Consider the following 11706-nt stretch of genomic DNA (forward strand, 5'->3'; position numbering starts at 1 on the left):
CCGGGGACCGAGGCGTCCCGAGGGCCGAAGCATGCCGGGGACCGCAGCGTTCGAGGGCAGCAGCGTTTTGAGGGCCGTAGGGTCCCAGCGGCCTCCATGGCGGCCTGGGGCAACCCCCTGGCGGCCCAGGCGGGCCGGGTGGCGCGCCTGGGCCGGTTGGGTGGGCGGCTCAGGTGCGGCTGTGGCGCTCCAGGGGGCGGTGGTGGAGCCGGACGCTCCTGAGGTCGGCGGCGAGGCGCCGGCCCGTTCTGGGCCTGGCGCCGCCGAGCAGGAAGCGGCGGCGCAGCCGGGGCATGCTTCCGCTCAGTTCCGCCCGCCGCCGCCGTGGCACCCGATCCCCGCTGAGCTTCAGCTCAAGCCGGGGCTCCCGCCTGGTCAGCCGCCGCCACAATCCGCGCCAGTGGACCATCGACCCCGCCATCGCCAGCAGGACGAACATCCCGGCAACCGAGATGAGCAGCACCGCCGCGACAATGAGGAGGACAACGACCGCCAGGGACCCGATCATGCCGAGCACTGTCATCATTCGGCGAAAAATGCCCGCCAACCAGCGCTTTATGCCATAAATTAGGGATATATCGAGCTTACTCCGCCCCGCCGTTGAGCTGATCGAGCCGTCCGGGCAGCAGGTCGAGCCGACGTAGTATCACGCCCTCGCGCAACGCCCACGGGCACACTTCCAGCCGGTCCACCTCGAACAGGTCCATGGCCGCGTCCGCGACCAGCGCCCCCGCCGCGAGCTGCGCCGCCCGCCCCTCCGACACGCCGGACAACTCGGCCCGCTCGGCGGAGTTCATGGCGGTGAGCTTGGCCGCCCAGTCCGCCATGTCCTGCCGCGAAAGCGAGCGCGAGACGTACGGGCCATCGCTTGAGGGAGCGGCCCCGGCGATCCTGGCCAGTTGCTTGAACGTCTTGGAGGTGGCGACGGCGCGGTTGGCCTCGCCGTACCTGACGACGTCGCCGACCGTGCGGGCGATCTCGGCGCGTACGTGCTTGCGCAGGCTGCGCACCTCGTCCGGCGAGGGCGGGTCGCCGGTGAACCAGTCGCGGGTCAGGCGTCCGGCGCCCAGCGGCAGCGACACCGCCACGTCGGGCTCCTCGTCCACCCCGGCGGCGATCTCCAGCGAGCCGCCCCCGATGTCGAAGGCCAGCAACCGGCCCGACGACCAGCCGAACCACCGCCGCACGGCCAGGAACGTCAGCCTGGCCTCGTCGCGCCCGGACAGGACCGCGATGTTCACGCCGCAGCGCTCGTTGATCTGCGCGAGCACCTGCTCGCCGTTGGCGGCGTCGCGTACGGCCGAGGTGGCGAAGGCCAGCAGGTCCTCCACGCCCTTGTCCTCGGCGAGATGCACGGCCTCCTCGACGAAACTGCCCAGCCGCTCGACGCCCTCCTCGCTGAGTCTCTGGTCCTTGTCGAGGTGCTCCGTCAGACGCAGATCGACCTTGTGTGAATAGGCAGGCATGGGCCGCGCGCCGCGATGGGCGTCGACAACCAGTAAATGGACGGTGTTCGAGCCGATGTCCAGCACGCCGAGTCGCATGGGAAAACGCTACCGTTCTGCGGCTTTTACAGCGAAACGGAGTCTGAAGTGGTCGAGCGCGGCGGGCATGGGATCCTCCAACGTGACAGAGGGGGTGACTGAGCGCTCACGCAGGAGGGCGCCCAGCAGACCGGCCGAGGTGGACAGCACCAGCTCCGCCCCGGCGCAGGTGGCGAAGCCGGCGCTGAACGGCACTCCCCTCCAGGTCCCGGCACCGTCATCGGAACCGGCAGCTTGACCGGCATCATGACCGGCACCGAGCCACAGTCCTGGGCGGTAGGAGTCGCCGGGTTCCGCCCTGTTCACGTACGGGCTGTAGATCACCGCGGTCGTGCCCTCGGGGAGGTCCCACCGGGACGGGACGGTGAGGTCGCGCAGGATGGCGAGCGTGGTGGGCCACAGCCGGATCGACTCCAGCACGGCGGCCCTCAGCTGTCGTTGATCACCCACGACCGCGCCCGCGCCGCCGAAGGTGGATAGGGAGACGGGTCCGGAAGCGGGTCCCGATGCGGGTCCGGAGCTGGGCCCAGAGGCAGGTCCAGAGGCGGATCCGGAGCTGGGCTCGGGGGTGGTCGCGCCTGGCTTGGAGCCCAGTAGGGCCAGAGCGCGGTAGGAGGCCATGGCGCCGGCGTCGAAGGCGAACAGCCAGTGCGGCACCTGTCCCTCGGCGTGCACGTCGGAGCCGGCGTGGGTGCGGGCCAGCACGCCGGCCAGGCTGCCGGGCTCGGCCCGCGCCAGGTGCCGGGCCAGCCGGCGCTGGAAGGCCATGCGCACGTCGGTACGCCGGCCGCGCAGGTAGGACCAGTTGGCGTCGCGGCGCAGCAGGTCCAGTTGCCTGATGAGCGTCACGTCGTCGCGGGCGCCGTCGCCGAGCACGACGCGGCGCACGATCCGCCAGTGCGCGGCGTGGAAGCGCGGCCAGGTCAGGATCCCGTGCCGGGGCAGCGTGGCCGCCTCCTCCTCCACGATCCGAGCGAACGGGGCGAAGTCCGCGCCGCTCAGCACCCGCTCGTTCAGCTCGCGCCGCCGCTCGCGCAACTCCCGCTCCGCCGTGATCAGTACGGCGTCGGGCTCGAAGTGGGCCAGCGCGCCGCGCTTCTCCTTGTTGGCGGGGGTGAAGGAGGGGTCCTCCAGCACCGCGCGCACGTCGTGGGAGGTCAGCGGCAGCAGGACCGAGCGGTTTCCCGGCACCGGGACCAGCAGCGGCCCGTCGCCGTACGCGGCGCGCAACCGGCGCAGCAGCCCGATGGCGCGCCGGTCCGTGCCGGCGAGTGTCGCCAGGCGGACCATGAGCGGGCGGCGTACGATGGCTCCCTGCGCCACGGCCGGCAGACCCAGGGTGGCGGCCACGGCCAGCGCCTGGGCCGAGGTGACTCGGCGCGGCCGCGTGATCGTGGGCATGCTTGAGGGACTACCCTTCCTAGGTGTAATGACACGTTTGGGGGACCTTTGAGCGCATGTTGTGGCCCCAGCCGGGACACCGCCGCCGGGGCGCACCAGAGCGCGTCCACGCCGGCCCAGATCACCGAAAAGCCGGCCCAGCTCGCCGGGACGCCAATCCAGGCCACCGGGAGCCCGGTTGAGGCTATCGGGAAACCGGTCCAGGCCACCGGGAACGGCCGGCGGGTGGTGCCGCGCGGGATGGTGCGCGTGCCCGGCGGCGCCTTCCTCATGGGCGGGGAGGACCCGGACGGGCGGCCGGAGGACGGCGAGGGGCCGGTGCGCGAGGTGCGGCTCGACCCTTTCATGATCGATCCGACGTGCGTGACGAACGCCCAGTTCGCCACGTTCGTGAAGGAGACCGGCTACGTCACCGAGGCCGAGCGAATCGGCTGGTCGTACGTGTTCCGCCAGTTCGCCACCGTCGGGATCATGGACGCCACCGTGCCGGGCGCCCCCTGGTGGGCCGGCGTCGAAGGGGCCACGTGGCGCTCGCCGGAGGGCCCGGGATCGACGATCGGCGACCGGCAGAACCACCCCGTCGTCCACGTGTCGTGGAACGACGCCACCGCGTACGCCGCCTGGGCGGGCAAGCGGCTGCCCACCGAGGCCGAGTGGGAGATGGCGGCCAGGGGCGGCCTGGAGGGGCAGCGCTACCCGTGGGGCGACGAACTGGCGCCCAGGGGGCGGCAGCGCTGCAACATCTGGCAGGGCCGCTTCCCGACGTCGCCGAGCAAGGGGACGATGCCGGTCAAGTCGTTCCAGCCGAACGGCTACGGGCTCTACAACGTCTCGGGCAACGTGTGGGAGTGGACCGCGGACTGGTGGGGCACCGACTGGCAGCCGTACGCGGACAATCCGGCGGGGCCGGCGGAGGGCCAGGCGAAGGTGATCCGTGGTGGTTCGTACATGTGCCATGACTCCTACTGCAACCGCTACCGCGTGGCCGCCCGCACCTCCAACACACCCGACTCCTCGACCGGGCACACGGGTTTCCGCTGTGCGGCCATAATCTGATCGCATGTCACGAACCCTGCGACTGTTGATCACCGGCGGCGGCACCGGTGGTCACACCTATCCGGCCCTGACGACCCTGTCGGCCGTGCAGCGACGTCAGGTGCCGCACGACGTGCTCTGGGTGGGCACGGCGAACGGTCTCGAAGCGCGGATCACCGCCGAGAACGGCATCCCGTTCAAGGCGATCACCACGGGCAAGCTGCGCCGCCGGCCGAACCTCAAAGAGCTGGGCACCAACATCGCCGACGTGTTCCGCATCCCCGTCGGGGTGTTGCAGGCGGTCGGGCACGCGGCCCGCTACCTGCCCGATGTGGTGCTGTCGACAGGGGGTTACGTGGCGGTGCCCATCGGGGTGGCCGCCAAGCTGATCCGCCGGCCGCTGGTGATGCACGAGCAGACGACCGTGGTCGGGCTGGCCAACCGCATCCTGGCCAGGCTGGCGACCAGGATCGCGCTGTCGCACGAGTCGTCGCTGCAGTACCTGCCCGCCTCGGCCAGGTCGAAGGCCGTGGTGACGGGCAACCCGATCAGGCCGGAGCTGCTGCAGGGCAACAGGGCGGCGGCCTACGACCTGTTCGGGCTCACGTTCGAGGTGCCGCTGATCTACGTGACCGGCGGCGCGCAGGGCAGCAAGCAGATCAACACGCTGATCGCGGAGAGCCTGCCCCGGCTGCTCCCCCACGCGCAGATCGTGCACCAGTGCGGGCCCGCCTGGATCGACCAGATGCGGGCCGTGGCGCTGCCGCCGGGGCTGGCCGACCGCTACCACCCGGTGCCCTACGTGGGCAGCGAGCTGGCCGACCTGTTCGCCGCGGCCGACGTGGTGATCTCGCGCAGCGGGGCCGGCACGGTGTCGGAGCTGACGGCCATCGGCAAGCCCTCGGTGCTGATCCCGCTCATCCCGACCGGCGGCGACGAGCAGCGCAAGAACGCCGGCTACCTGGCCTCGGGGGGCGCGGCGCGGGCGCTGCTCGAACCGCATCCGACGGCGGAGATGTTGCTGGCCGAGCTGATGCCGCTGCTGGCCGACCCGGGGCTGCGGCAGTCGATGGGGCACGCGGCGGCCAAGCTGGGCCGCGTGGACGCGGCCGACGCGCTGTGCGACGTGCTGCTGCAGGCGACCCACTACGCCTGACGGCCCGACAGCGTCAGGGCGTTGAACCGGGGCTTCAGGATTCGAGGTGACGGAAGGCTTCCTGGGCGGAGGTGACGCTCCGCCTCAGCGCCTGTTCGAGATGGTCGGCATCCTCGGTCAGGCGCTCCAGCTCCGGTACGGCGAACCCGTCGGCCCCCGTCTCGGCCACCAGTTCCTCGTACTGGTGCATCCGCCCGCGCAACTCCTCGATCTGATGATGGGCGATGTACGCGCGCTCGGCGTCGCCCACGTTGGCCGCGTACCGCTCCAGCGCCTCCACCCGGGCCAGCACGGCCTCCTCGCTGTTGTCCAGCGCCCGGGCCAGGGGTTCGGCCACGGCCGCCACCTCGGGGGTGAGCCCTTTGGACACGGTCTCCCTGTGCTTGGTGCGCAGGTCCGAGAGCTTGGCCAGCAGGCGGGCGATCTCCCACTCCTGCGCGGGCAGCATCACGCCGTTGCGCACGTCGTCCAGCAGCCCCTCGGTGTTGACGCGGGAGCTCGTCACGGCGTCGATGGCGTCCTGGGCGCGGGCCAGCAGCCGTCCCGCCGACTCGTCGAGGTCGTCGGTGACCACGTAGCGGCCCTCGTACCAGCGCAGGTGGTCGTAGACCTGCCGCTCGTACTCATCCTCGTCGTCGGGAACGTCGCTGCGTACGAACGCGAGGATGAGCATGGGGATGCCGACCACGAGCAGCAGCATGCCGACGGTCTGGCCCATGAGGCCGACGCCCATCATCAGCCCGAAGAACATCAGTCCCCCGACCATCGCGATCCTGCGGTGCTGCCGGCCGGAGATGGCGCCGCGCGGCTCGGGGGCCCAGCCCTGGCGCATTTTGATCAGCACCCGGCCGCTCTCCCTGAGCAGCTGGGCGTCCTCCGGTGGCACCCCTGGGTCTACTACCACATCCGCCACGAATCCGGATCCTAAGGGAAGTCAGCTTCTAAGGTGACGGAATGCGTCGTGTGCTGAGCTGACGCTGTCGCGCAGCGCCTGTTCGAGGCGGTCGGCGTCGTCGGACAACCGGCTCAGCTCCGGCACCGCCGAGCCGTCCGCCCCGGACTCGGCGAGCAGTTCCTCATAGCGCGGCAGCTTGGCGCTGAGGCGTTCGATCTGGTTCCTGGCGCGGTAGGCGCGCTCGGCGTCGGCCACGTGTCCCGCGTAACGTTCCAGGGCCTCGACGCGGGCCAGCACCGCCCGCTGGCTGCTGTCGAGTGCGTGGGCGAGCGGCTCCGCCACGGCGGCCACCTCGGGGGTGACGCCCTCGGAGACGACCTCCAGGTGCTCGGCGCGCAACTCCGACAGCTTGGCCAGCAGGCGGGCGATCTCCCACTCCTGCGCGGGCAGCATCACGCCGTTGCGCACGTCGTCCAGCAGCCCCTCGGCGTGCACGCTGGAGTCCATGACCTGCTCGATGGCCGCCTGCGCGCGCGACATGAGCGTCCTGGCGGGCTCGTCCAGTCCGTCGCGGACGACGAAGCGGCCCTCGTGCCTGCGGGCGGCCTCGTAGACCTCCCGTTCCAGGGCCCGCCGCCGTTTCGCCGCCGCGTCGGGGATGGGCCGCAGCAGGACGCTGACCATCAGCAGCGCCGACCCTGTCATGATCACTACGAAGGGGGTGTAGCGCTCGGAGAGGAAGAGCGCCAGCCCGTACACCGCCGCCGCCAGCGCCGTCACGGTGGCCGCCAGCCGGGCCACCCTGCCCGCCACGGGTCCCGTCAGCCTGCCCGGCACGCCCAGGTGCCGCCCGTGCGCGGGCGCCCAGCCGGACCGGATGCGCAGGAGGAGCTTACGATTGTCGCGCAGCAGGTCCGCGACGTCTTGGGGCACCGCCGGTTCGACTATCACCTTCGCATGACGACCGGGCACGTTATTGATCCTATGTGTGCTTCTGTCCGAATGTCAGCTCTCCAGGTAGCGGAACGCCTCGTGCGCGGAGGCGACGCTGCGCCGCAACGTACGCTCCAGGACGTCGGCGTCCTCGGCCAGCCGCTCGATCTCCGCCACGCCCATCCGGTCGGCGCCCGACTCGGCCAGCAGTTCCTCGTAGCGGGGCAGCCTGGCGCGCAGGTCCTCGATCTGGCCGCGCGCGTGGTAGGCGCGCTCGGCCTCGGCGACGTGGCCGGCGTAACGTTCCAGCGCCTCGACCCGGGCCACCACGGCGGCCTCGCTGTTGACCAGGGCCCGTTCCAGCGGCTCGATCACCGCGGCCACCTCGGGGGCGATGCCTCTGGCCACCAGCTCGCGGTGCTCCAGGCGCAGCGCGGACAGCTTGGCCAGCAGGCGGGCGATCTCCCACTCCTGCGCGGGCAGCATGACGGCGTTGCGGGCGTCGTCCAGCAGGCCCTCGGCGTTGACGTGGGAGCGCAGCACGGCGCCGATGGCCCGCTGCGCCCTGGTCAGGACCTGGCGGGCGTCGTGGTCGAAGTCCTCCGGCAGCAGGAAGCGGCCGTCGTACCAGCGGGCCTGCTCGTACACGCCGCGTTCCTGGGGCCGCTCGTCCTCGGGCACCTCGCTGATGGAGGCGATCTTCACCAGGACGATGAAGACGTACGTGCCCAGCAGCACGAACCCGGCGGGGGCGGCCTGCGAGGCCATCAGCACGGCCATGAGCGCGATCACCACGGGGGTGGCGGCCAGCAGCAGCGCGCTGGAGGGGTTGTGGCGGCGCGACGGCGGCGTGGACGGCGGAGGCACCCATCCGGCTCTCACCCTGGACAGTAAGGGGGCGTTGGCGCGCAACAGACCGGCAACCTCCGGCGGCACTGCCGGATCGACGACCACACCCACGTTCTGTCCTGGCACCCTGGCGCCCCCAACGCTCGTGATGTGTGGATATTACGTACTAAACGTCCGGGTGTCAGCCTCTCAAAGGTCAGGGCCCGGATGCGGAGACATGATCGTATCCGTGACGGTAAGACGCCGGACGCACATGACGTTCGTCATACCGGCCCGGCTGACGTACGGCACTACATCCACCCTCACCCCCTCCGGCACGCTGTTGCCATGACTGGGAACGCACTGGAAATGCGGGCCGTGACCAAGGACTACGGCCCGGTCACCGCGCTGGCCGGCGTCGACCTCGACGTCGGCCGGGGCGAGACGGTGGCGCTGCTCGGCCCGAACGGGGCCGGTAAGAGCACGCTGCTGACCATCGCGCTCGGCCTGCGCGCCCCCGGTTCGGGCACGGCCAGGGTGCTCGGCCGCCCGCCGGTCGAGGCGCTGCGGGCGGGCAGGATCGGGGTGCTGCTGCAGGAGTCCGGGCTGCTGGAGGACGTGCGGGTGGCGGACTTGGTGGCGGCGGTGGCCGGGATGTATCCCGAGCCGCTGCCGCCACGGCAGGCGTTGCGGGCCGCGAACATCGAGGACCTGGCCGGCAAGCGGGTCGGGCGGTTGTCCGGCGGGCAGCGGCAGCGCGTCAGGTTCGCGCTGTGCGTGGTCGGCGACCCGGACCTGCTGGTGCTGGACGAGCCGACCGTCGGGCTGGACGTGGAGGGCCGCCGCGCCCTGTGGCAGGAGTTGCGCGCCAGGACCGGGCGGGGCCGTACCGCCGTCTTCGCCACCCACTACCTCGCCGAGGCCGACGACTACGCCGACCGGGTCGTGCTGCTGGCCGGCGGCAAGGTCATCGCGGACGGCACCGTGGCCACCGTCAAGTCGCTGGTCGGCGGCAGCGAGGTGCGCTGCGACCTGTACGGCGGGGACCCCTCGGAGCTGGAGATCCTGCCGGGCGTGCGGCAGGTGAGCATCGAGGGCCGCTCGGTCTCGCTGCGCACGAACGACTCCGACGCCACGCTGCGCGGCCTGTTCCTCATGTACGACGACGTCAGGGACGTGCGGGTACTGAGCATCGACCTGGAGAGCGCATTCGTGACCCTGACGGGAGGTCAGAGCTGATGGGGTCGTACCTGCGGCTGGAGATGGCCCGCAACTTCCGCAACCCGGTGGGGACGATCATGCTGGTGATCTTCCCGGTGGGGCTCTACCTGCTGTTCACCAGGGTGCTCAACCTCGCGCAGCAGGGGCAGGCGGGCGACTTCGCCGCGCACTCCATGGTGTCGATGGCCCTGTACGGCGCCATGGGCGGGGCGCTGGGCGTCATCGGGGGCGCCATCGCGATGGAGCGCGGCAAGGGCTGGCTGGCCCAGCTCGCGGTGACGCCGCTGCCCGCCCACGGCTACGTGACGGCCAAGCTGCTGGCCGGCACGGCTGGGGTGCTGCCGAGCATCGTCGCGGTGCTCGCGGCGGGGGCGCTGCTGTCCGGGGTGCGCCTGCCGCCGGGCACCTGGCCGCTGCTGGTGGTGCTGATCCTGGTGGGTGTGCTGCCGTTCGCGGCGCTGGGCGTCGCCCTCGGGTACGCGATCGAGGGCCAGGCCGGGGGCCTGGTCACGATGACCGTCTACTTCGTGCTGGCGGTGCTGGGCGGGTTGTGGCTGCCGGTGGAGGCCATGCCCGAGGGGGTGCGGGCGGTGGCGGAGTACAGCCCGGCGTACGCGGCGGGGTCGCTGGCCTGGGGGGCGCTGGAGGGCCGGCCGCCGACGGGCGCCTCGCTCGCCCTGCTGGCCGCCTGGACGCTGTTCTTCGCGGCACTGGCCCTGTGGCGTTACCGTCGGGCACTGTGACAGGTGTGGCGGTGACGCCGGCGCGGGAGCTGGACTTCGGCAGGGGCAGGACGGCGGCCCGGGTCGCCTCCTGCTTCTGGCTGCTGCTGATCGCCTGGCCGCTGTGGGAGTTCCTGGGCTCCGGGCCCGCACCCGCGCTGGTGGTGGCGGCGCTGGGCCTGGTGGCGGGGCTCGCGGCCTGCTGGGTGGCGATCATGTGGCGGATGCTGAGCGCCCGGTCCGGGAGGACCCGGCCGTGGGCGATGGCCGGGCTGGCGGTCACGTGGCTGGCGCTGCTGCCGGTGTTCGGGGCGCCGTGGGTGTACACGTCGTTCGTGTTCGTGATCACCGGGTTCGCCTCGACGCTGCCGCTGCGGGCCTTCGCCGCCTCGGCCGCCGCGACCGCGCTCGTGGAGGTGCTGGCCCTGCTGGCCGCCGGCGTGCCGCTCGCCCGGGTGTGGTGGGTGCCGCTCGCCATCGCGGTGTTGTCCATGGCCGTGTACGCCGTCAAGAACATGGGCCTGCTGGTGCACAACCTGAACGTCGCCAGGGCCGAGATGGCGCAACTCGCGGTGGAGAACGAGCGGCTGCGCTTCGCCAGGGACCTGCACGACACGCTGGGGCACACGCTGACCTCGATCACGATCAGGAGCCAGCTCGCCGCCCGCCTGGCACCCGGCGACCCCGGGCGGGCCGCCGCGGAGATGGCCGAGGTGGAGCGGACCGCGCGGCGCGCCCTGGACGAGGTGCGGCACGCGATCGCGGGCTATCGCGCGCCGTCGTTGTCGGAGGAGTTGGAGACCGCCTGCCGCAATCTGGGGGTGGCGGGGATCGCGGCGACGGTCTCCCCCGCCGACGGGCCCATCCCGGCCGCCGCCGAGACGCTGCTGGCCTGGGCCGTACGGGAGGCCGCCACGAACGTCCTGCGCCACAGCCGCGCCCGGCACTGCCGCATCGACCTGCGGGTGAACGAGACGTCCGCCGCCCTGGAGTTCCGCGACGACGGCCGGCCGGGCTCCGGGGAGAGCTCCAGGCGGGGCTCCGGGCAGGACTTCGGGCACGGCTCCGGGCACGGCTCCGGGCACGGCTCCGGGCAGGCGGATCAGGAGGAGACGGGCAAGGGGACGGCAGGGAGCGGGCTCGCCGGGCTGGCCGAGCGGATCGGTGCCGCCGGTGGGCGGCTGGAGGTCGGCTCGCTGCCGGAGGGCGGCTACCGCCTGTACGCGCGAGTCCCGCTGGAGGCACCATGACGCGCCCCGCAGAGAGCCCCGCCGACGGCCCCGCGCGGCGCGGCGCGAAGGGCGGTGCTTTGGGCCCCGCTGACGGCCCCGCGCGGGGCGGTGCGGCGGGTGGGGTGATCCGGGTGCTGATCGCCGACGACCAGGACCTCGTCAGGGGCGGGCTGGCCGCGCTGCTCGGCCTGGAGGACGGCATCGAGGTCGTCGCCGAGGTGGGCCGCGGCGACGAGGTGGCGGCCGCGACGCGGGAGCACGACCCGGACGTGATCCTCCTCGACATCGAGATGCCCGGCCTGTCCGGTCTGGAGGTGGCGGAACGGCTGCGTGATCGCCGGGTGATCATCGTGACCACGTTCGGCAGGCCCGGCTATCTCAAGCGGGCCCTCGACGCGGGCGTGGCCGGGTTCGTGGTCAAGGACGCCCCGGCCGCCGAACTGGCCGCCGCCGTGCGCAGGGTGATGGCCGGCGAGCGCGTCATCGACCCCAAGCTGGCCCTGACCGCGCTGACCACCGGCCCGAGCCCGCTCACCCAGCGGGAGGCCGAGGTACTGCGGGTGGCCGCGGGCGAGCCGACGGTGGCCGCCATCGCCGGGCGGCTGTTCCTGACCGAGGGCACCGTGCGCAACTACCTGTCCTCGGCCATCGGCAAGACGGGCGCCCGCAACCGGGCGGAGGCCGTACGGGTGGCGGAGTCACGCGGCTGGTTGTGAGATCCCGGTAACTGCGCGGGTGT

At 72.3% G+C, this 11706-nt stretch carries 12 protein-coding genes; 6 read left to right on the top strand and 6 right to left on the bottom strand.

Annotated features, from left to right (window positions below):
* Positions 1-169: 169 nt before the first annotated feature.
* Genes AB0I81_RS03090 through AB0I81_RS03100 form a run of 3 tightly spaced genes read right to left on the bottom strand, consistent with a single transcriptional unit; the run spans position 170 to position 2945 of the window.
* Complete coding sequence (locus AB0I81_RS03090) at positions 170-526, bottom strand: hypothetical protein (RefSeq protein WP_360648925.1); 357 nt, start codon at positions 524-526, stop codon at positions 170-172.
* 58 nt (positions 527-584) lie between these two features.
* Positions 585-1544: a Ppx/GppA phosphatase family protein gene (locus AB0I81_RS03095; RefSeq protein WP_360648928.1), complete on the bottom strand. Its 960-nt coding sequence runs from the start codon at positions 1542-1544 to the stop codon at positions 585-587.
* Between the two features lie 9 nt (positions 1545-1553).
* Positions 1554-2945, bottom strand: a complete 1392-nt coding sequence (locus AB0I81_RS03100; RefSeq protein WP_360648931.1) for a hypothetical protein — start codon at positions 2943-2945, stop codon at positions 1554-1556.
* A 240-nt stretch (positions 2946-3185) separates the two neighbouring features.
* Between AB0I81_RS03100 and AB0I81_RS03105 the strand changes: the two genes are divergently transcribed.
* Together AB0I81_RS03105 and AB0I81_RS03110 are read left to right on the top strand one after the other, a co-directional pair.
* Entirely contained in the window at positions 3186-4001 is an 816-nt protein-coding gene (locus AB0I81_RS03105) for a formylglycine-generating enzyme family protein (protein WP_360648933.1), read from the top strand.
* 4 nt (positions 4002-4005) lie between these two features.
* The gene (locus tag AB0I81_RS03110) at positions 4006-5136 is read left to right on the top strand and encodes a UDP-N-acetylglucosamine--N-acetylmuramyl-(pentapeptide) pyrophosphoryl-undecaprenol N-acetylglucosamine transferase (RefSeq protein ID WP_360648936.1); all 1131 of its coding nucleotides are present in this window, start codon (positions 4006-4008) and stop codon (positions 5134-5136) included.
* Positions 5137-5170: 34 nt separating this feature from the next.
* On the opposite strand, the gene AB0I81_RS03115 is transcribed toward AB0I81_RS03110, so the two are convergent.
* The 3 genes from AB0I81_RS03115 to AB0I81_RS03125 are packed head-to-tail and all read right to left on the bottom strand — an operon-like array spanning position 5171 to position 7846.
* Entirely contained in the window at positions 5171-6049 is an 879-nt protein-coding gene (locus AB0I81_RS03115) for a hypothetical protein (protein ID WP_360648939.1), read from the bottom strand.
* A 21-nt stretch (positions 6050-6070) separates the two neighbouring features.
* On the bottom strand, positions 6071-7003 hold the full coding sequence (locus AB0I81_RS03120; protein WP_360648942.1) for a hypothetical protein: 933 nt from the start codon (positions 7001-7003) through the stop codon (positions 6071-6073).
* Positions 7004-7036: 33 nt separating this feature from the next.
* Complete coding sequence (locus AB0I81_RS03125; RefSeq protein WP_360648945.1) at positions 7037-7846, bottom strand: hypothetical protein; 810 nt, start codon at positions 7844-7846, stop codon at positions 7037-7039.
* A 294-nt stretch (positions 7847-8140) separates the two neighbouring features.
* Between AB0I81_RS03125 and AB0I81_RS03130 the strand changes: the two genes are divergently transcribed.
* The 4 genes from AB0I81_RS03130 to AB0I81_RS03145 all read left to right on the top strand — a co-directional run bounded on the left by AB0I81_RS03130 (position 8141) and on the right by AB0I81_RS03145 (position 11683).
* Positions 8141-9031, top strand: a complete 891-nt coding sequence (locus tag AB0I81_RS03130) for an ABC transporter ATP-binding protein (RefSeq protein ID WP_360648948.1) — start codon at positions 8141-8143, stop codon at positions 9029-9031.
* Positions 9031-9756: an ABC transporter permease gene (locus AB0I81_RS03135; RefSeq protein ID WP_360648952.1), complete on the top strand. Its 726-nt coding sequence runs from the start codon at positions 9031-9033 to the stop codon at positions 9754-9756. Before AB0I81_RS03130 ends, AB0I81_RS03135 begins: the two co-directional genes overlap by 1 nt.
* Complete coding sequence (locus tag AB0I81_RS03140; protein WP_360648954.1) at positions 9753-10985, top strand: sensor histidine kinase; 1233 nt, start codon at positions 9753-9755, stop codon at positions 10983-10985. The genes AB0I81_RS03135 and AB0I81_RS03140 overlap by 4 nt, the downstream gene beginning before the upstream one ends.
* Positions 10986-11089: 104 nt before the next feature.
* Positions 11090-11683, top strand: coding sequence for a response regulator transcription factor (locus tag AB0I81_RS03145; RefSeq protein WP_360650176.1), 594 nt, complete (start codon positions 11090-11092; stop codon positions 11681-11683).
* Positions 11684-11706 lie beyond the last annotated feature (23 nt).

This window comes from Nonomuraea sp. NPDC050404, from assembly GCF_040655495.1.
Lineage (GTDB): Bacteria > Actinomycetota > Actinomycetes > Streptosporangiales > Streptosporangiaceae > Nonomuraea.

Bases quoted from the DNA above. Each gene is read 5' to 3' on its own strand.
- AB0I81_RS03095 (WP_360648928.1), bottom strand. From the start codon at position 1,544: ATGCGACTCGGCGTGCTGGACATCGGCTCGAACACCGTCCATTTACTG.
- AB0I81_RS03110 (WP_360648936.1), top strand. From the start codon at position 4,006: ATGTCACGAACCCTGCGACTGTTGATCACCGGCGGCGGCACCGGTGGT.
- AB0I81_RS03090 (WP_360648925.1), bottom strand. From the start codon at position 526: ATGATGACAGTGCTCGGCATGATCGGGTCCCTGGCGGTCGTTGTCCTC.
- AB0I81_RS03135 (WP_360648952.1), top strand. From the start codon at position 9,031: ATGGGGTCGTACCTGCGGCTGGAGATGGCCCGCAACTTCCGCAACCCG.
- AB0I81_RS03105 (WP_360648933.1), top strand. From the start codon at position 3,186: ATGGTGCGCGTGCCCGGCGGCGCCTTCCTCATGGGCGGGGAGGACCCG.
- AB0I81_RS03130 (WP_360648948.1), top strand. From the start codon at position 8,141: ATGACTGGGAACGCACTGGAAATGCGGGCCGTGACCAAGGACTACGGC.
- AB0I81_RS03100 (WP_360648931.1), bottom strand. From the start codon at position 2,945: ATGCCCACGATCACGCGGCCGCGCCGAGTCACCTCGGCCCAGGCGCTG.